Raw genomic sequence first — 22,397 nt, 5'->3', positions numbered from 1 at the left:
TGGACCGGCTCTAGGCTTGGGTCCGATGTCGACGCTTCCCCTGCTGCCCGACGAGGGCTTGCCGATGCTGCCGGAGGATACCGCCGGCCATCGCGAGCGGCTGCGCGGGCGGTTGCTGGATGGCGGCGGCGAGGCGCTGCTCGATCACGAATTGATCGAATATCTACTGATGCTGGCGATCCCGCGGATCGACACCAAGCCGATCGCCAAGGCGCTGTTGCGCGAATTCGGCGGAATCGGGGCGCTGCTGACCGCCGATGCGGCGGCGCTGACGCGGGTGAAGGGTGTCGGCGACACCTCCGCCGCCGCGATCAAGATCGCGCATGCGATCGCGATCCGGCTGCTGAAGGCTGAGGTGGCGGAGCGGCCGGTGCTCGCCAACTGGCAGGCGCTGCTCGATTACCTGCGCGCCGACATGGCGCATCATGCGATCGAGCGATTTCGGGTGCTGCACCTCAACACCCGCAACATGCTGATCCGCGACGAGGTGATGAGCGAAGGGTCGATCGATCAGGCGGCGGTGCATGTGCGCGAGGTGATCCGGCGGGCGATCGATCTGGGCTCGGCGGCGATCATCCTGGTCCACAACCATCCCTCGGGCGATCCCTCACCCAGTCGCGCGGATATCCAGATCACGCGCACGATCGCCGATGCCGGTGCGGCGATGGGGATCGTGCTGCACGATCACATCATCATGGGGCTGAACGGCCATGTCAGCCTGAAGGCGCAGGGGCTGATCTGAAACCGGTGGCGCTCACCCTCACCCTGTCGCCGCCTTCGGCGTCTTTTCCCTCTCCCGGCGGGAGAGGGAGGGAGGCGCGAAGCGCCGGAAGGGTGAGGGTGAGCGCGATACGCTTCGTTACAGCGTACGGATGATCCCCGAAAAGTCCGTGCCGCCCTTCCCGTCCGCGACGAACGCCTCGTACAGGTCGGTCGCGTGCCGGCCGAGCGGCGTGGTCGCGCCCGCCTCCTCCGCCGCCTGCATCGCGAGCCGCAGGTCCTTCAGCATCAGCGCCGCCGCGAACCCGCCCTGGTAATCGTGGTCCGCCGGCGTGTCGGGGCCGACGCCCGGCACCGGACAATAGCTCGTCATCGACCAGCTCTGGCCCGAACTGACCGACGAGATGTCGAAGAACGTCTGCGCGTCGAGCCCGAGTCGCTCCGCCAGCCTGAACGCCTCGCACGTCGCGATCATCGTCGCGCCGAGCAGCATGTTGTTCGCCATCTTGGCGGCCTGACCCGCACCGCTGGCGCCGGCGTGGATCACCGCCTTGCCCATGTCGGCGAGGAACGGCTGCGCGCGCGCGAACGCATCCTCCGCGCCGCCGACCATGAAGGTGAGCGTGCCGGCATTGGCCGCGCCGATCCCGCCCGACACCGGCGCATCGACCGCGGCGAGCCCCTTCGCCGCGGCGGTCTCGGCGACGCGGCGCGCGGTGGCGACGTCGATCGTCGAACAGTCGATCAGGATCGCGGATGGCTGCGCCCGGCCGAAGACGGCATCGGTGTAGACGCTTTCGACGTGCGTGCCGGCGGGCAGCATCGTGACCACCGCCTCCGCGCCCTCGATCGCCTCGGCGGCGGTGGCGACGGGCAGGCATCCCGCCGCCTTCGCCTTGGCCAGCGCGTCGGCGTTGAGGTCGAAGGCGCGGACGTCATGACCCTTCTTCGCGAGGTTGGCGGCCATGCCCCCGCCCATGTTGCCGAGGCCGATGAAGGCGACGCGTGCCATTGATGCTCTCTCCTAATAAACCTCGTGGGATGTTCACTGCCGCGTCAGTTCGCGCCCGACGATCATGCGCATGACCTGATTGGTGCCTTCCAGGATCGAATGGACGCGCAGGTCGCGCCAGAAGCGTTCGATCGGATAGTCCATCAGATAGCCGTAGCCGCCGTGCAATTGCAGCGCGCGATCGACGACGCTGCTGCCGGTGTCGGTCGCCAGCCGCTTCGCCATCGCCGCGAAACGCGTCTTGTCGGGCGCATTCGCGGTAACCTTGGCAGCCGCCATGTAGAGGAGCGCACGCGCCGCCTCCAGTTCGGTCGCCATGTCGGCGAGCGTGAACTGCGTGTTCTGGAAGTCGGCGATCGCCTTGCCGAACTGCTTGCGATCCTTGGTATAACCGATCGCCTCGTCGAGGCAGCGCTGCGCCCCGCCGAGGCTGCACGCGCCGATGTTGAGCCGACCGCCGTCGAGCCCCATCATCGCGATGCGGAACCCCTCGCCCTCGCCGCCAACGATGTTCTCGGCCGGCACGCGGACGTTGTCGAACGTCACCTGCCGCGTCGGTTGCGAATGCCAGCCGAGCTTGCGCTCGTTCGCCCCGAACGAGACGCCCGGCATGTCCTTCTCGATCACCAATGCCGAGATGCCCTTCGGCCCTTCCTCGCCGGTGCGGACCATCGTCACGTACACCTCGTTCTCGCCCGCGCCGGAGATGAACTGCTTCGATCCCGTCACCAGCCAGTCGTCGCCGTCGCGCACCGCCCGCGTCTTCAGCGCCGCCGCATCCGACCCGGAGCCCGGCTCCGTGAGGCAATAGCTCGCCAGCCGGTCCATCGTCACCAGATCGGGGAGATACTTGTCCTTCACCGTCTGCGACCCGAACCGGTCGATCATCCATGACGCCATGTTGTGGATCGAGATGAACGCGCTGGTCGAGGGACAGCCATAGGCCATCGCCTCCATGATCAGCGCCGCCTCCATCCGCCCGAGCGCGATGCCGCCCGATTCCTCGGAGACGTAGATCGCCGCGAAACCGAGTTCGGCCGCCGCCTTGATCGTGTCGCGCGGGAAAATGTGCTTCTCGTCCCATTCGCCCGCGTGTGGCGTGATGCGGTTGGCGGTGAAGCGGCGCGCGAGGTCCTGGATCTCGCGCTGGTCGTCTGTGAGGTCGAACTGGTTTTCCATGATTTACCTTCAGGCGGGACAGCGGCTGTAGCGGAACGAGCCGGCGCGATCGGGCGAACCCTTCGCCTCGCGCACCAACGTCTTGCCGTCGTCGAGCAGGGTGAGCGTCGTCGGTTCGGACCAGGTCATGCCCTCGCCGCTCATCGGCAGGTCGAACGCGACCTGCGTCGGCTGGGTCTGGCGCAGTTTCGCGGCCTCGCCACGCGACTCGTAGAAGGACAGGCGGTTGCCCGCGATCGTCAGCAAGCCCTTGTTGTCGGCACGCTTCGGATCGCAATCGTTCGCCACCATGCCCCAGCGGCCGGTGAACGCCGCCGGCATCGCCGAGATCGGCGAGGGTGTGGCAGTCGGCAGCGGCACAGGTGCCTCGACCGCCGCATTCCCCTGCGGGTCGAGCGGCACCAGCGTGTTCTGCGGATCGATCGACAGGTTGCCCGGCGTCGGTTCGACCGCGGCGCTGCCGCCGGATTCGTTGTTGGTCGTCTCGCCCCCCGAACAGGCGAGCAACAGCATAGGGGGCAGCACAGCGGCGGAAAGGATCGTTAGGCGCATCGTATTCAACCCATGGTGGGAATGACGAACGCATCCTGCACGCGTGAAGGTCCGCCGTCTTCGCTACCGCGCGGCAGGTCGGCGGTGCCGTCCGGCCAGCGCTGCGTGATCGTCTTGACCTTGGTCCAGAACTTCACGCCCTCCATGCCGTGCTGGTTGGTGTCGCCGAACGCCGACCGCTTCCACCCGCCGAAGGTGTGATAGGCGACCGGCACCGGGATCGGCACGTTGATGCCGACCATCCCGACGTTGACGCGCGCGGCGAATTCGCGCGCGGCATGGCCGTTGCGGGTGAAGATCGCGACGCCGTTGCCATATTGATGCTCGCTCGGCAGGCGCACCGCCGTCTCGAAATCGGGCGCGCGGACGATTTGGAGCACGGGGCCGAAGATCTCTTCCTTATACGCCGACATGTCGGGCGTGACCCGGTCGAACAGCGTCGGGCCGACGAAGAAGCCCTCTTCATGCCCCTGCAACGTGAAGCCGCGCCCGTCGACGACCAGTTCCGCGCCCTCGTCGACGCCGGTCTGGATCCAGTTCTCAACGCGCTGCTTGTGCGCGGCGTTGACCACCGGGCCGTAATGCGCCTGTTCGTCGGTCGAGACGCCGACGCGCAACGCGGCGATGGCGGGGATCAGCTTCTCGCGCAACGCATCGGCGGTCTTCTCGCCGACCGGCACCACCACCGGCAGCGCCATGCAGCGCTCGCCGGCCGATCCGAACGCCGCACCCGACAGATCGGCGACGACCTGATCCAGGTCCGCGTCAGGCATGACGATGCCGTGGTTCTTGGCACCGCCCATCGCCTGCACGCGCTTGCCCGCCTCGACACCGCGGCGGTAGACGTAATGCGCGATGTCGGACGACCCGACGAAGCTGACCGCGCTGATCGCGGGATGATCGAGGATGGCGTCGACCATCTCCTTGTCGCCATGGACGACCTGCAAGATGCCCTCGGGCGCGCCGGCCTCCAGCATCAGTTCGGCGAGGCGCACCGGGACCGACGGATCGCGCTCGGAGGGTTTCAGGATGAAGGCGTTGCCGGTCGCGATGGCGACGCCGAACATCCACATCGGGATCATGCCGGGGAAGTTGAACGGGGTGATCCCGGCACCGATGCCCAGCGGCTGGCGCATCGAATAGACGTCGATGCCGGGACCGGCACCCTGGGTATATTCACCTTTCAGGATGTGCGGGATGCCGCAGCAGAACTCGATCACCTCCAGCCCGCGCTGGATGTCGCCCTTGCTGTCCGCGATCACCTTGCCGTGCTCGGACGAGAGAAGCTGCGCGAGCGCATCCATGTTCGCCTCGACCAGTTCCTTGAAGCGGAACATGACGCGGGCACGACGCTGCGGGTTGGTCGCGGCCCAGCCGGGCTGAGCGGCCTGAGCGGCGGCGACCGCGCGGTCGAGATCGGCCTGCGTGCCCAGCGTCACGCGCGCCTGCACCTGACCGGTATTGGGATCGAAGACGTCGCCGTAGCGGACGCCGGCACTCGCTCCACCGCCGGTATGGCCGACGATCAGATGATCGATATTGCGCATGAACCTCTCCATTATTGCCGGCAGGATCACCCGCCCCGAGATTGCGCGCAACGCCGGATAGTGCGACACACACCTGCATAAATGCAGCCGCGATGGGACGACCTTCAAGATTTCCTGGCAATCGCCCGCGCCGGTCAGATCGCGCGTGCGGCGGCGGCGACCGGCGTCGATCCCACCACGCTCGCCCGGCACCTCCGCCGGCTGGAGGCGACGCTGGGCCAGACCCTGTTCGAACAGACGCGCGAGGGGCAGGTGCCGACCGCCGCGGGGCAGGCGCTGCTCGCGACGGTCGAGGCGATGCAGCAGGCGGCGGCGCGGATCGCCGCACCCGACGACGATCCCGATCACCTGACCGGCGTGCTGCGGGTCAGCGTGTCGGAGGGCTTCGGCACGTGGTTCGTCGCGCACCATCTGCCCGCCTTCACCGCGAGCCATCCCGCACTCACCGTCGATCTGGTCGCGACCAGCGGCTTCCTCAATCCGTCGCGGCGCGAGGCGGACGTGGCGGTCTTGCTGGCGCGGCCGCAGACCGGATCGGTGATCAGCGGCAAGCTGACCGACTATACGCTCGGCCTCTATGCATCGCAGGCCTATGCCGCGCGCCACCCCCTGCCGACGACGGCGGCCGAAGTACGTGCCCATGACCTGATCGGCTACGTCCCCGACCTGCTCTATGCGCCGGAGCTGCGCTATCTGACCGAGATCAAGGAAGGGCTGGAGCCGCGCATCCGCAGCTCCAGCATCAACGCGCAATACCGGCTGGTCGCGGCGGGAGCGGGTCTCGGCGTGCTACCGCGCTTCATTGGCGATGCCGACGAGACGTTGCGGCGGGTGCTGCCCGATCACACCATCCGCCGCTCGTTCTGGCTGGTCACGCACCAGGACATGCGCGAGGCGAAGAAGGTGCGGACCTTCCGCGACTGGCTGACAGGACTGGTGAAGACGCACCGCGCGCGGTTCGTGTGACGCCTTGCGATCATCCCACATCCCCCCGTCACCCCGGACTTGTTCCGGGGTCCACCGTGCCGCAACGGTAAGGCAAGAAGCTCGAGGGCTTCCCCTCGCCGCGAAGTGGACCCCGGAACAAGTCCGGGGTGACGCAGGATGTGGGTCGGAATCGGATCAGCCCTCCACCCTGCCCGATGAAGGAAAGGGCGCCCGCTCCATCACACGTCCAGATTCGCTACGTGCGGACCTTCCGCGACTGGCTGACGGCGCTGACGCAGACGCATCGCGGGCGATTCGTGTAACGCCTTGCGATCGTCCCACGTCTCCGTCACCCCGGACTTGTTCCGGGGTCCACGGTGCCGCAACGGTAAGGCAAGAAGCTCAAGGGCTTCCCCTCGCCGCGAAGTGGACCCCGGAACAAGTCCGGGGTGACGCAGGATGTGGGTCAGGATCGGGTCAGCCTCTTCACCCCGCCTGATGAAGCAAAGGGCACCCGCCCCATCACACGTCCAGATTCGCCACGTTCAGCGCATTGTCCTGAATGAACTCGCGCCGCGGCTCGACGACTTCGCCCATCAGCTGGGTGAAGATCATGTCCGCCGCCGATACGTCGTCGCTGGTCACGCGCAGCATCGTGCGGTTCGACGGATCGAGCGTCGTTTCCCACAATTGGTCGGCGTTCATCTCGCCCAGCCCCTTGTAGCGCTGGATCGCCAGCCCCTTGCGGCCCGAAGCGAGGATCGCGTCAAGCAACTGCGACGGCCGCGCTACCAGGCTCTCGCCGCGCGCAACGACGTTGGTGACGCTGCCGATCTGGCCCTCCCCTTCCGGCGTCGGCTCCGCATCCTCGGCAGCCGCGGCGGCGCCCTTCAGCGGCACCAGCTTGCCCGCGGCGACGAAGCTCTCCGCCTGCTCACTCGCCAGCGAGTGCAGCTTGCGCGCCTCGGCGCTTGCCAGGAACGTCGCCTCGACGATGTGGTGATCGGTGACGCCGCGCCACAGCCGTTCGAAGTGGATGCCGCCATCCTCGGTCAGCCGCGCGGTCCAGCGCGCTTCCTCGTCACCCGATTCGAGCCGACGCGTCACCTCGGCCACCGTCGCCTCGCGCTGTTCGCGCGTGAACGTCGGGTCGAGCGCGCCGCCCAGCGCCAACACCTCGATGATCACCGGATCGTAACGCCGCGGCACGTAGCGCATCAGCGTCCGCATGCGGCGGGCATGGTCGAGCAGGCTCTTGAGGTCCTGCCCCGAACGGTGCCCGCTCGGCGCCTCGAACACCATCGACGACACGCCCGCGTCGACCAGATATTCGTCGAGCGCGCTATCGTCCTTCAGATACACTTCCGACCGGCCCTTCGTCGCCTTGTACAGCGGCGGTTGCGCGATGAAGAGGTGGCCGCGCTCGATCAGCTCGGGCATCTGGCGATAGAAGAACGTCAGCAGCAGCGTGCGGATATGCGCGCCGTCGACGTCTGCGTCGGTCATGATGACGATCTTGTGGTAGCGCAATTTGTCGGCGTTGAAGTCGTCGCGGCCGATGCCGGTACCCATCGCCTGGATCAGCGTGCCGATCTCGCGGCTGGAGATCATCCGGTCGAACCGCGCGCGTTCGGTGTTGAGGATCTTGCCACGCAAGGGAAGGATCGCCTGGAAGTGCCGGTCGCGGCCCTGCTTGGCCGAACCGCCGGCCGAATCGCCCTCGACCAGGAACAGTTCGGACTTGGCGGGGTCCTTTTCCTGGCAATCCGCGAGCTTGCCGGGGAGCGAGGCGATGTCCATCACGCCCTTGCGCCGGGTCAGCTCGCGCGCCTTCTTGGCGGCTTCGCGCGCGGCGGCGGCGTCGATCACCTTGCCGACGATCGACTTGCCGTGCGCCGGGTTCTCCTCGAGCCACTCGGCCAGCTTGTCCGCCATCAGCGATTCGAGCGGCTGGCGCACCTCGGACGAGACCAGCTTATCCTTGGTCTGGCTCGAAAACTTCGGATCGGGCAGCTTGACCGAGACGATCGCGGTCAACCCTTCACGCATGTCGTCGCCGGTGAGGGTGACCTTCTCCTTCTTCAGCAGCCCCGACTTTTCCGCGTAATTGTTGAGCGTGCGGGTCAGCGCCGCGCGGAACGCCGCCATGTGCGTGCCGCCGTCGCGCTGCGGGATGTTGTTGGTGAAGGCGAGGACGTTCTCGTAATAGCTGTCGTTCCATTCGAGCGCGACGTCCATCGTCACGTCGTCGCGCGTGCCGTTGATCGCGATCGGCTCAGGGAAGAGCGGGGTCTTGGCGCGGTCGAGCCATTTTACGAACGCGGCGATCCCGCCCTCGTAATACAGCTCCACCGTCTTGGGCTCGTCGTGGCGCGCATCGGTGAGGAACAGGCGGACGCCCGAATTGAGGAACGCCAGCTCGCGATAGCGGTGTTCGAGCTTGTCGAAGTCGAATTCGGTGATCTTGAACGTCGCAGGGCTGGGCAGGAAGGTAACGCGCGTCCCCTTCTGGCCCGGCTCCGCGGGACCGACGACCTTCAGCGGCGACACGGCATCGCCGAACGCGAAGCGCATGTAATGCTCCTCGCCGTCGCGCCAGATCGTCAGGTCGAGGAATTCGGACAAGGCGTTGACCACCGACACGCCGACGCCGTGGAGACCGCCCGAGACCTTGTAGGCATTGTCGTCGCTGGTGTTCTCGAACTTACCGCCGGCGTGCAGCTGGGTCATGATGACCTCCGCCGCCGACACGCCCTCTTCGGGGTGGATGCCGGTCGGGATACCGCGGCCGTTGTCGGTGACGCTGACCGATCCGTCGGCGTTGAGCTGGATGTCGATCCGGTCGCAATGCCCGGCGAGCGCCTCGTCGATCGCGTTGTCGCTGACCTCGAACACCATGTGGTGGAGGCCCGATCCGTCGTCGGTATCGCCGATATACATGCCCGGCCGCTTGCGCACCGCGTCGAGGCCCTTCAGCACCTTGATCGAGGAGGCGCCGTAGTCGTTCGTATTCTGGGGTTCTGCCATAGCGATTATATAGGGATTACGAGGGCGGAACGAAAGCAAAATGGCGCCGTCCTGCGTGGCGGAGGTACGTCACCAGCTGGGCGACCCACGGGAAGGCCCCCTAATTCAGCTTCGCCGCCACCTCCCCCGCCAAAGCGGGGGAGGATCGGGACGATCTTCAGAACTCCGTCGCGCGGCGGCCGAGCAGCGTCACCTCGACGCGCCGGTTCTGACGCATGCCTGCGGCGGTGGCGTTGGTCGCGACCGGACTCGCCTCGCCATGTCCGGCGACGCTGAACCGCGCCCGAGTCACACCCATCGCGTCGAAGGCCGAACGGACGCTGGCCGCACGGCGTTCGGACAGGTCCTGATTATGCGCATCGGACCCGCGCGAATCGGTGAAGCCGTCGATCGCCACCCGCACCCCGCCGTTCGAGCGCAGATAGCTCGCCAGCGGTCGCAACTTTTCGATCGCGCCCGGCCGCAGCACATCGCTGTCGGTCGCGAACAGCACGTCCTCGGACAGGGTCAGCGTCGCGCCACGCGGCGTCTGACGAAAGCCGTAATCGTGCATCGCACGGCGATCCCACTGGCCAGGTACGACGGTGCGCGTCTCGACTACGACGGTCCGATCGCGGGCATCCCAGTCGAAGCCATCCCGCCGCGCGCCGGCAACGCGCACGAAGGCGGCGTTCGCATCCGCCGCCTCGCGTGGCGAGATACGGCCATCACGATTGCGATCGAAGTTCCGCATCACGAACGCGCGCCCACGCGGCGTGCCGCGCAATGCGGGATCCAGCCCCTGCACACCCGCGCCGATCAGGCGATAGGCACGGTCACCGGGACGCCCGCCGCTCCAGTCCCAGCGGTCCTGCGCCAGTGCCGGCGTGGCGACGGCGGTCAGCGCGGTCGCAGCGATAACTATCGATTTCAGCATGTAATCCTCCATATCCCCGCCCGATGGCGGCGGAATGGAGCAACGGGCTTGAACCACCGGTGACCCGCACCGACAGCCGCGGTTCAGCCAACCGAGACCCGGGTCGCCAGATCATCGATGCCGGCGAACAGCGCCGGCTCGGTGCCGGTCATCCACACCTGCCCGTGGCCGGACAGCCGGTCGAACAGCGCATTGCGCCGTACGGGGTCCAGATGCGCGGCGACCTCGTCGAGGAGCAGCACGGGCGCGTGCCCCGTCCGCTGCGCGACCAGCTCGGCATGCGCCAGCACGATGCCGAGCAGCAGCGCCTTCTGTTCTCCGGTCGAGGCGAGCGCCGCCGCCTGCCCCTTGCCCAGATGCGTCACCGACAGATCGGCACGATGCGGCCCCGCCAGCGCCCGTCCGGCGGCGGCGTCGCGCGCGCGATTTTGACGCAGCTCGGCCAGCAGCGCCGCGCCGTCGCCGCTCCATCCCTCCAGCGCGATCCCGGCACGGGCGAACGGCCCGTCGGGTTGCTCGACCAGCCGGTCGCCGAGCAGCGCGACCGTGTCGTGCCGCGCCGTCAAAATCGCATCGCCATGATCCGCCATCTGCGTTTCGAGCGCACCCAGCCAGTCGGGATCGGCTGGCTCGTCCGCGCCCAGCAACCGGTTGCGCGCGCGCATCGCGGCGTCGTATCGCGCGGCGTGATGCGCATGCGCCGGCACCAGCGCCAGCGTCAGCCGATCGAGAAATCGCCGCCGCTCGCCCGCCGGTTCGACGAACAGCCGGTCCATCGCCGGCGTCAGCCACAACACCGTCAGCCATTCGGCGAGCGTATTGGCGGTGGCGGCGGCGCCCTGGATGCGCACCTGCCGCCGTTCGGGCGCCGCGGCCAACGTGCCGGTGGCGACATCGACCGCGCCGCCCGCCGCCGCCAGCGTCGCAGCGACGCCGAAGCCGCCCGGCCCACCCTGTCGCTGCATGTCGGACAGCGCCGCCCGCCGCAGCCCGCGGCCCGGGGCCAGCAGCGACACAGCCTCCAGCACATTCGTCTTGCCCGCGCCATTCTCGCCGGTCAGCACGACGAAGCCGGCGCCAGGATCCAGCACCAGCTCCGCATGATTGCGGTAATCGGTGAGGCGAAGGCGCGACAGCATCGCAATGCGACTAGGCTGCGGACCTATCGACGGCAATGGCCGTGATAGCCGTCAGGTCGCCCGGAAGCCCCTATGCCAAAGCCGCCTGCGCCCGCTCCTTCTGCGCCGAAGCATAAGAAGCAAGCGTCGCGCCCAGTACCGTCTGTGCCTGCCGATACGCCACCGGCTCCGCGATCCTCAATCTTGCCCGGGCGGCGTCGATCGGTTCGTGCATCAACGCCTCGTAATCCTCACCGAGCAGCCACGCAGCGCGACGGCCGTTGCGATAGCCTTCGCGCACCGCCCTGGCGAACAGGGTGCCGCCCGTTGCCCGCAACGACTTCAGCGCCGCACCGCCGGCGATGAAGGCCCAGCCGAGGCCCCGTGTCTGGGCGTAGGAAAAAGCGACCAGACATGCCTCGCCCATCGTCTCGTCCGCCTTGTAGCCGGTCAGGACATGCCAGATGTCGTGAACGTCGCGCGTACGCCGGCCCATCCAGGCATAAGGATGGACGACATCGGTTTCGTCGGGGTCGAGCCGGCTCACCTCGACCAGTCCATCGGCGGAATAGCCCGTCGCCGCCAGAAATTCGCGATAGGCCGCGCCGACCGTGCCCGGGGCGAATCCGTCCACCCACGTCCGGTCGGAAAAACGCTGCGCCAGTTCGACGCGTTCATAGGCGATGCGGCCACCATCGCTCGTCGCGATCAGCCGGGCATAGCCGTTGGCGGTATCCCCGACGTTCAGCGATCGCATGATCCGGAACACCTGCGTCGTATCGTCGCCATCGGCGAGCAGCTTGCGCAGCGCATCGAACGCGGTGCGCCATGCGCGTTTGCCGGTCGTGCCGGGAAAGGGAGGAAGCTTCGCCATCGGGGCAATTTCCTTACTGACAAGGATGTCAGCATAGCGAATGGTGGACCTATCTTCAACAGGGCGGCGCAGATTGGCCGGGATTCCGACCTAATCCCAGGGGATCGGATTACATTTCAAGCGGTTGTCGAACGGTATGTGGATGCAAGCAGGAGCCGCCGGTGCTGTCGGATAAACGCGTGTTGATCGTCGAGGATGAGTGGATGCTTGCCGAACATCTCGGCGCCCTCGTCGAACGGGCGGGCGGAATCGTCATCGGCCCTGTCCCCAGCGTCGAAGAGGCGATCGCGCTGCTGCCCACCGGTTCCGACACGCTCCCGGGTGCGGCGACCCTCAATGTAAAGCTCCTCGAGGACGTATCCTATCCGGTCGCCGACCGGTTGGCGGAACTCGGCATCCCTTTCGTCTTCATCTCGGCGAACCAGCGGCACAGCATGCCCGATCGCTTTCGGGATCGACCCTTGCTCGCCAAACCGTTCACCGATGCTCAGGTCCGGGTCGCGATCGCGGCGCTGTTCGACTGACCGGTCAGGCCGGCCAGCGCGACCGGGCGATACCCGCGCGGATCGACGCCGACATCGAACTGCCGCGGCATCGGCTTCAGCTTGCCGTGGCTATGCCCGTGCAGGTTGATCGCACCGCGATGCTGGCGGTTCCAGCTGCGAAACGGGTAATGGCACAGTACGCAGAACCGGTCGTCGACCACGATCTCGGCATAATCGGCGACGCTGGCCCAACCCGGCACCTGCGCGATCGCCGGATCGTCGTTGTTGCCCCGAACCAGATGCTTGATACCGTTGAGCTGCGCCAGCAGCGGGGCGACGTCGTCCAGCCGCCGCGCCACGTCGCCCAGATGCCAGATGTCGTCATCGGGCGCGACAACCGCATTCCAGCCAGTAATCATGGCGGCGTCCATCGCCGCCGTCGCCGCGAAGTCGCGCTTGTGGATGTTCAACGTACGGTGATCGCCGAAATGCGTGTCGGCGGTGAACCAGATCGCCATGGCAGCGGTATGTCCTGACCGGAGGGCTCCGCCTGCAACACGGCACGGGCTCCCACGTTCCCCTGCCCGCGATGACGCCGCATTGGCTGTTTGCCGGCACCGGTGCTAGCATCCGTCATGGCCGCGCCACGCGCTCTCTGCATCGCTACGTTGCCGCTGTTGCTGGCGGCGGCGGCGATGCCGCAACAGGCACCCGATCCGCCGCGCCGCGCACCAACGATCCCGCTGCACGAGGCGATTCTGGACGACCGGCTGGAGATCGCGGGAAACGACATCGACGCGGTACAGATCGAAACGCGCATGGCGGTCGACGTCAGGATCGATGGGCGTGGCCCCTACCGGTTCGTCGTCGACAGCGGTGCCGACCGCAGCGCGATCGGGCAACGGCTCGCGTCCGACCTGCGCCTGCCTGCCGGCGACCCGGTGATGCTGCACGGCATGGCGGGTGCGAGCCGAACCGGAACGGTGATGATCGGCACGCTGGCGGTCGGCGGCAGCGTCGCCACGGATATCGCGGCGCCGGTGCTGCCCGAACGCTTTCTGGGTGCCAGTGGATTGCTGGGCATCGATGCGTTGCGCGGGCAGCGCCTGATGCTCGACTTCGATGCGGATACGATCGCGATCGAGGACACACGCCGTCCGGTGCGGGCGCAACGCGACGAGATCGTCGTCACCGCCCGCCGCCGCGGCGGTCAGTTGATCCTGACGCAGGCGCGCGCCGGCGGCGTGCCGATCCGTGCCGTCGTCGATACCGGCTCGCAGCTCACCATCGGCAATCTGGCGTTGCGCGACGCCCTGTTCCGCCGCCGCAAGCCGCCGGTATTCAGCTCGGCCACGCTCGTCGGCGTGACCGGCGACCAGATGGCCGTTGCGGTCGCGATAGTGCCGGAAATGCGGATCGGTGGCATCCAGCTGCGCGACGTGCCCGTCGCCTTCGCCGATCTGCCGCCCTTCGCCCTGTTCGAACTGCGGGATGTGCCGGCGATGATGCTCGGCACCGACCTGATGGGAAATTTCCGCCGTGTCTCGCTCGATTTCGGCGCCCGCAAAGTGCGCTTCCAGCTGCGGCGCTGCCAGACCGGCGGGGCCGGCTTCGGCGGACGCTCGATATTCATGCACGATACCGGGACCCCGCCCGCATCGAGTTGCCCGCCTCGCCCGCGTCGCATGCCGCCCGTCGAGCCGGTCGCCGCCCTACCGTAGCGGAGGCTAGCGGTAGCGCATCGTCGCCGTGCCATGCGCCGGCAGCGTCATGCGCCACGTCGCGATGCCGTCGATCTCGGTCAGGGTCGCGCCGACCGGCTTCACCATCTCGCCGGCCCTGCCGATCGGCAGTTCGACGTCGACCGCACCGCGGTTGGCGTTGGTGACGGTCAGGACGGTGTCGCCATCGGCGATCCGCGTTTGCGTGACCAGTACCTGCGTGCTGGTGCCGGCGCCGATCCGCACCGTCTCGCCGACCGCCCGATCGCCCAGCGTGCCGGTGCCGAGCAGCAGCCGTTCGGGTCCGTCCGTGCCAGGCCGATCCGCATAGAGGGCGGTGGTGCCGTCCGGCAGCGGTAGTCCCAGCGCGTCCTCCTTGCGATTGCGCACCACCAGAACGATGCCGACCGGCGCAGCGGACAGCGTCTCGCCCTTTCCGATCCGCCGCCGATAGCGCCGTTCGAACGGCACCCGGTTGGCGAGCAGCAACGCCACCTGCTTTTGCGCGCGCGGCGCGACCGTCACCGGCATCGGCACGGTATAGAGCTTCAGATCGCCGAGATCCTCCGGCGGAGGGGGCGGCGCCATCATGGCCGGGGCAGGCGGCGGTGGTGGCGCGCTCTCCGCCATCATCATACGCGAGCCTGTGACGACGATGTCCTGGGATTCCTCCAGTTCGATACTTCTCAGGTCCGACGTCGTCGTGCCCAGCGGATAACAGGCGAGGCGCAGGCCCGCCGCCCGGCGCATCCACTCGTCGGTCGCCGTCCTGTTGAGCCGCCCCGCCACCGCCTTCACCCGCGCGTTCCGGAACGTCTCCGGATTGCCGTTGGCGACCGTCAACCACGCGAACAGGTCGATCGTCCGCCCGTCCGCCGCCATCGTCGCGACATAACTCGCCGACCAGTCGAAGCCCGAGGTCAGGTAGGACAAGGTCACCGTCGCGGTGCGTGCCGACGGCGTGTCGGTCGCGACGCTGAGCACCGGCCGTGCCGACAGCCCGCGCGGGACGCCGTCGAACGCCAATGCCTCGGGCAGGCCGGAACAGCGCAGGCTCTCGATACCCGCCGCCGTCTTCAGCACGACGCCCTGTGCGGGACCGGCGACGACCGTCGCCGCCTCGCTGCGCCGCCGCCCGGTCGCAGGGTCGGTACGGGTCAGCGTCACCGTCCGTCCCAGCGTACCGTCGATCAGCGACGCGGGCGACAGCAGCCGCGCATCGCGGTTCTTCTCGATCGTCCCGCCGGGCAGGCCGTCGATGATCGCGCTCACCGGCACGATGCCTTCCGCTACCCCTTCGAAGCGTACGATCGCCGGCCCTTTGGGCAATTGCACCGTCCGCGTTTCGGTGACCAGCGCGAACCCTTGCAGATAGTCCAACTGGATACCCGCACTGCCCCGGTCGGGATTGCGATAGACCGTCACCGCGACCTGCCCCGGCCCCGGCGACACGACCGTCGCCGGGCCGACCTGCGCCAACGCAGGAGGACTGGCGAGCAGCGCCAGCGCCGGCCCACCGGCGAGCAGCGCGCCAGCTCCGGCCCACCGGGGCGTACGCATCAGTAGCGGGTTTCGAAGGTCGCCGTCACGATCGTCTCGCCGTTCGCGGGAACCGGCACCTGCCAGACGGTGCTGTCGGCATCGCGCCGCTCGCTCTTGCGGCTTTCGGCGATGATGCGCGTATCGGTCCAGTCGAACCCGCTCTGCGTCAGTTCCACCGTCACCGGTGTCCGCTTCGCGTTGGTCAGCGTGTACCGCATCGCCGTCCGCCACTTCCATTCGCTCAGCCGCGTCCGCTCGACCACCACCGGCAGCACCTTCACGTCGAAGGCATCGCCGGTTTCGAGCGCGATCTGCGATCCTTGCGGGCTATGCTCGATCCGGTTCTCGCCGGTGAACTGCGCCTGCCCGCGCGCATCGCGGACATAGACCCGCACCGTCCCCGCCGGCAGCGCATCGCCGAGTCCCGCTCCGGCGGAATTGGCGAAGCGCAGAACGCTCGCCGCGCTGCGCGGCTCGGTCGCGGTGCCGAGCCAACCGTTCTCAAACGCATAGCCCGATTGCGCCGCAGCACCCTTTACGTCGAGGAAGCTCACCTGCTTGGTCTGCTTGTCGGCGATCGTCGTCCTGCCAGGCAGCGGATAGAGGTAGAAATCGCCCAATTGCTCACGCGACGCCGTTTCGGTGCCTGCCCGTTCGATCCGGCCTCGCGGACGCGGGCGATAGCTGTTGCGATCGCCCTCGCCATCTTCGGTCGCCACCTCCCCCGCGACCAGCAGCGTGCGCGCATTGTCGAACGTCGTGCCGCTGGTGTTCTTCAGCGTCACCCAGCCCTGCACGTCGATGCGTCCGCTCCTGTCGTCGAACAGCGCCACATAATCCGCGCTCCACCCCAACCCGCGGCTTAGATAGGAGAGCGTCGCGGGCCGCGTTCCCGCACGATTGCTGTCCAGCATCACCGACAGCGTCGGGCGTGCCCGCAGCGATGCCGGCACGCGGTCGAAAATCGCACGGACCGGCAATCCGTCGTCACGCAGCACCTCGATCCGCTCGCCAATCTGCAGCACCACGCCGCCGTTCACCGCCAGCACCCTGGCCCGCTCGCGCGTTTCCGCGCCCGTCGCCGGATTGGTCCGCAACAGCGTGATCGTCTCGCCCACCGCCTTTTCCATCAGGCTCGACGGGCTGAGCAGATCGTAATCGAAATTCTGTTCGACGATCCCCGCATCGGCGATGTTGAGCGACACCGTCTCCGGCCGGATCGACGCGCTGACGTCGGGGAAATCCTGCCGTACCTGCCCGCGCACGATCGGTAGTTGCCGCACGTCCTGCACCAGCGCGACGTCATTATTGTAGATGGTGACCGATACGTCGCCCTGCGCACTCCGCGACGCGCCCGGCACGGTCTGCGCTGGCGCCTCCTGCGCTACAATGCCTCCGGCAGCATCAGCATCGCCAGTCCGAATACCGCCGTCCGCATCGTTGCTCTCCCCGTGATCGACGGTTGTGGCCCGGTTGTAATACGCTGGCAACGCTTGAAATATTACAGTTGCGTGAAACGCATGCACAGTTGCAAGCAACAATGTTGCGCTCTTATGTAATGATCGCCATCTCCTGCTTGCCGGATATTTTGCCGGCATGGAGACTACCACAATGCGCATGTTCGAAACCGCAGCTAGCAGCATGCTGGCGATCGCGGCTCAGGCGCTGGTGGTCGGGGTGATCATCACCACCCTCTGACCTATCGGCCCGCCCGCCCCTTCGGCCCGCTTCCGGGCGAGAGGGCGCGGCTTGCCCGGCCATTCCGCTCAATCCTTGCGCGGATATCGCGCGGCAAATTCCCGGTCCGACATCATGAGATAGCGGATCATGTCGATCAGCGCCCATGGCCAGGTCAGCAGCATGCCGACCACAGTCATACTCAGCACCAGCATTACGATCGCCGATCCGGTCCGCCCCGTGTAGAAGCGATGCAACGCCAGCGGTCCCAGAAAGAACGCCAGCAGAGCCGCGACCAGCTTGTTGCGATCATTCACCGGTTCGCGCGGCGGTGGCGGTGCCAGCACGTGACGGGTGCCCGCAACTTCAGGCATCGGAAACACGCTGAGCGCGCGATCGCCATTCGATTCGAAATCGACCTTCAGACCAATCGCCGGCTCGCCGCGTTGTGCCCAGTCCTCAGGCGTGAACCGATACCGCTGGCCGTCATCGCCGGCAACCAGCCCCTCACCGGTCCGCGAATCCACACCCAACACCTGTCCACGCATGCACATCCCCCGATTCCGTAAGCGCAGCATTGTGGCGATTGGCGTTTCGGGCGCAACCTAAAAGCCTGTCCGCTCGATCCGGGGACCGCGTATCCGAATGGCACCCTCTCTTCAGGAGAGGGCTGGGGAGGCCTCATCCAGGTCAGCAATCATGACCGCCCCACCAAACCCTACCCTCCAGTGCAAGGGCTATCGCGTGAATCGCCTCCAGCTCTGGATCACTCCGTCGCGAACACGCCCTTCAGCTTGGCGAAGAAGCCCTGACTCGCCGGGCATTCGTCACCCGTTTCCGTCTCGCGGAACAACTCCAGCAATTCGCGCTGGCGCACCGACAGCTTGGTCGGCGTTTCGACGTCGATCTGAATGACCAGATCGCCGTGACCACGTCCTTGTAGCACCGGCATGCCCGCGCCACGCTGGCGCAATTGCTTGCCCGACTGGATGCCCGCCGGAATTTTGATCTCGTGCATCCGCCCGTCGAGGCCGGGGATCGACAAGGCGCCGCCCAGCGAGGCCGTCGTGAAGCTGATCGGTGCACGCGCGAACAGGGTCGTGCCCTCGCGTTCGAACAGCGCATGCCGTTTGACGTGGAGAAAGATGTAGAGGTCGCCCGCCGGCGCTCCGCGCGGTCCCGCTTCGCCCTCACCGGACAGGCGGATGCGCGTGCCTTCATCGACGCCGGGCGGCACGTTGACGCTCAGTGTCTTGGTCTTGTCGATCCTTCCTTCGCCGCGGCAATCGCCACAAGGATCCGCGATGATCTCGCCCGCGCCCTGACATACCGGGCAGGCGCGTTCGACCACGAAGAATCCCTGCTGCGCCCGCACCTTGCCGTGACCGTTGCACTGCCGACAGGTGGATGCATGCGTCCCGGGCTTCGCGCCCGAACCGTGGCAGGTGTCGCATTGCGCCGATACATCGACCGTAATCTCGGTCGACTTGCCATGAAATGCCTCTTCGAGCGTCACTTCCATGTCGTAGCGCAAATCGGCGCCACGCCGTTGCTGGGTACGCCCGCCACCGCGGCCGCCACCCATGAATTCGCCGAAGACCGATTCGAAGATATCGGAAAAGCCGCTGAAATCCTGTGCTCCGCCGCCACCACCGTTCTGGAACGCGGCATGGCCGTAGCGATCGTAGGCCGCGCGCTTCTGCGGGTCCTTCAGGACCTCATAGGCTTCGCTGACCGCCTTGAACCTGGACTCGCTATCCTTGCACCCGGCGTTCTTGTCCGGGTGATACTTCATCGCGAGCTTGCGATACGCCGATTTCAACGTCGCGCCGTCCGCATCACGCTCGCATTCGAGCAGTTCGTAATAATCGACTGTAGTGCTCATGCCCGACCTTTAAGCCCTGAGACCCCCTCCCCGCCGGGGAGGGGGCGATCGGGTTACGCCTTGTTGTCGTCGACTTCCGAGAATTCGGCGTCGACCACGTCGTCCTTCGGTGCTTCTCCGTCGGTGCCGCCCTGCGGCGACGCTTCGGACTGGGCCTGCTTCTCGTAGATCGCCTGGCCGAGCTTCATCGCGACCTGTGCGAGCGCCTGCGACTTTTCGGTCGTCTGGTCGGCATCGCCGCCCTCGACCGCAGCCTTGGCAGCGTCGATCGCCGACTGGATTTCCGACTTCAGGGCCTCATCGACCTTGTCGCCATTATCCGCCAGCTGCCGCTCCGTCGTGTGGATCAGCGATTCGGCGTTGTTCTTCGCCTCGGCGCCGGCCCGACGCTTCTTGTCCTCCTCGGCGAACTTCTCGGCATCGCGCACCATCTGCTCGATGTCGTTGTCCGACAGACCGCCCGATGCCTGGATGCGGATCTGCTGCTCCTTGCCGGTGCCCTTGTCCTTGGCCGACACGTTGACGAGGCCGTTGGCGTCGATGTCGAACGTGACCTCGATCTGCGGCACGCCGCGCGGTGCGGGCGGGATGCCGACAAGGTCGAACTGACCCAGCAGCTTGTTGTCCGCCGCCATCTCGCGCTCGCCCTGGAACACGCGGATCGTCACCGCGCCCTGGTTGTCGTCGGCGGTCGAATAGGTCTGCGACTTCTTGGTCGGGATCGTCGTGTTGCGGTCGATCATCCGGGTGAACACGCCACCCAGCGTCTCGATACCCAGCGACAGCGGCGTCACGTCGAGCAGCAGCACGTCCTTGACGTCGCCCTGCAACACGCCCGCCTGAATGGCGGCGCCCATCGCCACGACCTCATCCGGGTTGACGCCGGTGTGCGGCTCCTTCCCGAAGAAATTCTTCACCGCCTCGCGCACCTTCGGCATGCGGGTCATGCCGCCGACGAGCACGACTTCGCTGATGTCGTCGGTCTTCAGGCCGGCATCGGCCAGCGCCTTCTTCATCGGATCGATCGTGCGCTTGATGAGGTCGTCGACCAGACGCTCCAGATCGGCGCGGTTGATCGTCTTCACCAGATGCTTCGGGCCGTTCTGGTCCGCGGTGATGAAGGGCAAATTGACTTCGGTCGACGCTGCCGACGACAGTTCGATCTTCGCCTTTTCCGCCGCTTCCTTCAGACGCTGCAACGCCAACTTGTCCTTCGACAGGTCGATGCCTTCGTCCTTCTTGAACCCTTCGGCGAGATATTCGACCAGCTTGTTGTCGAAATCCTCACCACCGAGGAAGGTGTCGCCGTTGGTCGCCTTCACCTCGAACACGCCGTCGCCGATCTCGAGGATCGAGACGTCGAACGTGCCGCCGCCAAGGTCATAGACCGCGATCGTCTTGCCGTCCTGCTTCTCCAGCCCGTAGGCGAGAGCAGCCGCGGTCGGCTCGTTGATGATGCGCAGCACTTCCAGACCGGCGATCTGGCCGGCGTCCTTGGTCGCCTGACGCTGGGCGTCGTTGAAGTATGCCGGCACGGTGATGACCGCCTGCGTGACCGTCTCGCCGAGGTAGCTCTCGGCCGTCTCCTTCATCTTCTGCAAGGTAAAGGCGCTGATCTGCGACGGCGAATAATCCTTGCCGCCTGCGGACACCCACGCGTCGCCGTTCGGACCGCGCGCGATCTTGTACGGGACCAGCTCGGTGTCCTTCTTGGTGATCGGGTCGTCGAAACGACGGCCGATCAGGCGCTTCACCGCGAAGATCGTGTTGTCACCATTAGTGACGGCCTGACGCTTGGCGGGCTGGCCGACCAGCCGCTCACCGTCTTTGGCGAAGGCGACGATCGACGGCGTGGTGCGCGCGCCTTCCGCATTCTCGATCACCTTGGGCTTGCCACCTTCCATCACGGAAACGCAGCTGTTGGTGGTGCCGAGGTCGATACCGATTACTTTAGCCATGTGTGCTTGCTTAGCCCCTCACATACGAAATCAATGGCGAAAATCGCCGAAACCCATGGAACCTTTGCCCCGTTACGGCAGCGAAAGCTCCTGTGTATGGCCGGGATATAGGTGGGGTTCCGCTTGCCGCAAGACGGTGCGCGCCATAGTGACTTGCCTCGAAATGAGCCGGTCGGCTTGAAGGGGATGATGCGATGACGCGCTGGTGGATGCTGATGGCGGTGGTGACGCTCGGCGGTTGCAGCGGACCGGGGCGGGTAACGGTGGACGACGCGTGGATTCGCCTGCCTGCGGTCACAGGCCGCCCGGGGGTCGCCTATTTCACGCTGGAGGGCGGTCCGTCGAACGCGACGCTCATCAACGTCAGCGCCGACATCGCCATCCGTGCCGAGATGCACGAGAGCATGACCGGTGCCGGCGGCATGACCAGCATGAAGCCGCTCGCCAGCGTCGCTGTTCCCGCCGGGACCGACACTGTCTTTGCGCCCGGCGGTCGCCACGTCATGCTGTTCGACATCAATCCGAAGGCGAAGGTAGGGCGCATCTACAACCTGACGCTGAATTTCTCGAACGGGGCGCGGATCTATGCCGGGGCGATGACCGTCGGCGCGGCGGACCCGGCGCCGGATTTCTGATGGCGACGACGATGCCAGTTCGCGGCTGAGGCAGCGATCCGATGCCCCTGCTCTCGCTGCGCGCTCCTGCCGATGCCCGCCCGTTGACGGCAGGCGAGCGCGCGCTCGCCACATCGGTGTTCCACGACGCGATCGACTATGACGCGGTGCGGTTGTCGCGCACCAAATGGGCCTTCTTCCAGCCGCGCGATACGGTGATGGCGCCGACCGGCTGCATCCACTTCCATCCCGGCGGCACCCAGTGGCGCGACGATTTCGCCGCCGCCGCACTGACTGACCAGGGCCTTTTCGTCCACGAGATGGTGCACATCTGGCAGCACCAGCGCGGCATCTGCCTGCCGCTCGCGCGCCATCCGTGGTGCCGCTACGATTACGCGCTGAAGCCCGGCCAGCCGCTGCACCGCTACGGCATCGAACAGCAGGGCGAGATCGTCCGCCATGCCTTCCTGCTCGGCCACGGCGCCCGCATCCCGGGCGCACCGCCACTGGCGCAATACCGGACGCTGCTGCCCTTCGGATGAAGGCATTGCCCGATATGGGGTTCGGGATTGACGTTACGGCAACCCTGCCTTTTCTATTTATCACAACGAGTAAGTTACGTTTCGGACCTATTAACTTCTAG

Annotated in this window: 20 protein-coding genes; 6 read left to right on the top strand and 14 right to left on the bottom strand. The window is 66.7% G+C overall.

The features are described 5' to 3' along the window. The first annotated feature begins 25 nt into the window (after nt 1-25). A complete protein-coding gene (gene radC, locus LRA87_RS01675; RefSeq protein ID WP_230628669.1) occupies nt 26-742 on the top strand; it encodes a RadC family protein in 717 nt (238 codons plus the stop codon). Between the two features lie 117 nt (nt 743-859). Here radC and mmsB read toward each other — a convergent pair whose 3' ends face one another. Genes mmsB through LRA87_RS01655 form a run of 4 tightly spaced genes read right to left on the bottom strand, consistent with a single transcriptional unit; the run spans nt 860 to nt 5,010 of the window. After that, on the bottom strand, nt 860-1,732 hold the full coding sequence (mmsB, locus tag LRA87_RS01670) for a 3-hydroxyisobutyrate dehydrogenase (protein ID WP_230628668.1): 873 nt from the start codon (nt 1,730-1,732) through the stop codon (nt 860-862). Between the two features lie 33 nt (nt 1,733-1,765). Further along, a complete protein-coding gene (locus tag LRA87_RS01665) occupies nt 1,766-2,911 on the bottom strand; it encodes an acyl-CoA dehydrogenase family protein (protein ID WP_230628667.1) in 1,146 nt (381 codons plus the stop codon). A 9-nt stretch (nt 2,912-2,920) separates the two neighbouring features. Next, a complete protein-coding gene (locus tag LRA87_RS01660; protein WP_230628666.1) occupies nt 2,921-3,463 on the bottom strand; it encodes a hypothetical protein in 543 nt (180 codons plus the stop codon). A 5-nt stretch (nt 3,464-3,468) separates the two neighbouring features. Beyond that, nucleotides 3,469-5,010, bottom strand: coding sequence for a CoA-acylating methylmalonate-semialdehyde dehydrogenase (locus LRA87_RS01655; RefSeq protein ID WP_230628665.1), 1,542 nt, complete (start codon nt 5,008-5,010; stop codon nt 3,469-3,471). An 81-nt stretch (nt 5,011-5,091) separates the two neighbouring features. Here LRA87_RS01655 and LRA87_RS01650 point away from each other — a divergent pair, with 81 nt between their 5' ends. After that, nucleotides 5,092-5,976 (top strand): LysR family transcriptional regulator, encoded by an 885-nt coding sequence (locus tag LRA87_RS01650; RefSeq protein WP_230628664.1) that lies wholly within the window; start codon nt 5,092-5,094, stop codon nt 5,974-5,976. A 483-nt stretch (nt 5,977-6,459) separates the two neighbouring features. Here the strand turns inward: LRA87_RS01650 and gyrB are convergent, their stop codons facing one another. The 4 genes from gyrB to LRA87_RS01630 all read right to left on the bottom strand — a co-directional run bounded on the left by gyrB (nt 6,460) and on the right by LRA87_RS01630 (nt 11,872). Beyond that, nucleotides 6,460-8,964: a DNA topoisomerase (ATP-hydrolyzing) subunit B gene (gene gyrB / locus LRA87_RS01645; protein WP_230628663.1), complete on the bottom strand. Its 2,505-nt coding sequence runs from the start codon at nt 8,962-8,964 to the stop codon at nt 6,460-6,462. Nucleotides 8,965-9,121: 157 nt separating this feature from the next. Beyond that, nucleotides 9,122-9,880 (bottom strand): OmpA family protein, encoded by a 759-nt coding sequence (locus LRA87_RS01640; protein ID WP_230628662.1) that lies wholly within the window; start codon nt 9,878-9,880, stop codon nt 9,122-9,124. 83 nt (nt 9,881-9,963) lie between these two features. Continuing rightward, on the bottom strand, nt 9,964-11,019 hold the full coding sequence (gene recF / locus LRA87_RS01635; protein ID WP_230628661.1) for a DNA replication/repair protein RecF: 1,056 nt from the start codon (nt 11,017-11,019) through the stop codon (nt 9,964-9,966). A gap of 70 nt (nt 11,020-11,089) precedes the next feature. Then, nucleotides 11,090-11,872, bottom strand: a complete 783-nt coding sequence (locus LRA87_RS01630) for a ubiquinone biosynthesis protein COQ4 (RefSeq protein ID WP_230628660.1) — start codon at nt 11,870-11,872, stop codon at nt 11,090-11,092. Between the two features lie 161 nt (nt 11,873-12,033). On the opposite strand from LRA87_RS01630, the gene LRA87_RS01625 reads away from it, so the two are divergent. Beyond that, nucleotides 12,034-12,396 (top strand): response regulator, encoded by a 363-nt coding sequence (locus LRA87_RS01625; RefSeq protein WP_230628659.1) that lies wholly within the window; start codon nt 12,034-12,036, stop codon nt 12,394-12,396. On the opposite strand, the gene LRA87_RS01620 is transcribed toward LRA87_RS01625, so the two are convergent. Beyond that, a complete protein-coding gene (locus tag LRA87_RS01620; RefSeq protein WP_230628658.1) occupies nt 12,360-12,875 on the bottom strand; it encodes a metallophosphoesterase in 516 nt (171 codons plus the stop codon). The two genes, LRA87_RS01625 and LRA87_RS01620, sit on opposite strands and share 37 nt — an antisense overlap. A gap of 117 nt (nt 12,876-12,992) precedes the next feature. Here LRA87_RS01620 and LRA87_RS01615 point away from each other — a divergent pair, with 117 nt between their 5' ends. After that, the gene (locus LRA87_RS01615) at nt 12,993-14,078 is read left to right on the top strand and encodes an aspartyl protease family protein (RefSeq protein WP_230628657.1); all 1,086 of its coding nucleotides are present in this window, start codon (nt 12,993-12,995) and stop codon (nt 14,076-14,078) included. Between the two features lie 6 nt (nt 14,079-14,084). Here LRA87_RS01615 and LRA87_RS01610 read toward each other — a convergent pair whose 3' ends face one another. From LRA87_RS01610 to dnaK, 5 genes are all read right to left on the bottom strand, one after another. Beyond that, nucleotides 14,085-15,638 (bottom strand): DUF4139 domain-containing protein, encoded by a 1,554-nt coding sequence (locus tag LRA87_RS01610; protein WP_230628656.1) that lies wholly within the window; start codon nt 15,636-15,638, stop codon nt 14,085-14,087. Beyond that, nucleotides 15,638-17,011 carry a DUF4139 domain-containing protein gene (locus tag LRA87_RS01605; protein ID WP_230629771.1) on the bottom strand — a complete coding sequence of 458 codons (1,374 nt, stop codon included), beginning with the start codon at nt 17,009-17,011 and terminating at the stop codon, nt 15,638-15,640. Before LRA87_RS01605 ends, LRA87_RS01610 begins: the two co-directional genes overlap by 1 nt. A gap of 375 nt (nt 17,012-17,386) precedes the next feature. Then, nucleotides 17,387-17,824, bottom strand: a complete 438-nt coding sequence (locus LRA87_RS01600) for a TM2 domain-containing protein (RefSeq protein ID WP_230628655.1) — start codon at nt 17,822-17,824, stop codon at nt 17,387-17,389. 239 nt (nt 17,825-18,063) lie between these two features. After that, the gene (dnaJ, locus tag LRA87_RS01595; protein ID WP_230628654.1) at nt 18,064-19,182 is read right to left on the bottom strand and encodes a molecular chaperone DnaJ; all 1,119 of its coding nucleotides are present in this window, start codon (nt 19,180-19,182) and stop codon (nt 18,064-18,066) included. A gap of 53 nt (nt 19,183-19,235) precedes the next feature. Then, nucleotides 19,236-21,140 (bottom strand): molecular chaperone DnaK, encoded by a 1,905-nt coding sequence (gene dnaK, locus LRA87_RS01590; RefSeq protein WP_230628653.1) that lies wholly within the window; start codon nt 21,138-21,140, stop codon nt 19,236-19,238. Between the two features lie 194 nt (nt 21,141-21,334). On the opposite strand from dnaK, the gene LRA87_RS01585 reads away from it, so the two are divergent. Continuing rightward, nucleotides 21,335-21,775 (top strand): copper chaperone PCu(A)C, encoded by a 441-nt coding sequence (locus LRA87_RS01585; protein WP_230628652.1) that lies wholly within the window; start codon nt 21,335-21,337, stop codon nt 21,773-21,775. 41 nt (nt 21,776-21,816) lie between these two features. Beyond that, complete coding sequence (locus tag LRA87_RS01580) at nt 21,817-22,296, top strand: vgr related protein (protein WP_230628651.1); 480 nt, start codon at nt 21,817-21,819, stop codon at nt 22,294-22,296. The last annotated feature ends 101 nt before the right edge of the window (nt 22,297-22,397 follow it).

It is taken from the genome of Sphingomonas sp. Leaf37 (genome assembly GCF_920939475.1).
Lineage (GTDB): Bacteria > Pseudomonadota > Alphaproteobacteria > Sphingomonadales > Sphingomonadaceae > Sphingomonas.
Note: the sequence above shows the minus strand (reverse complement) of the source record. Positions and strands in the feature narration are given on the sequence as shown.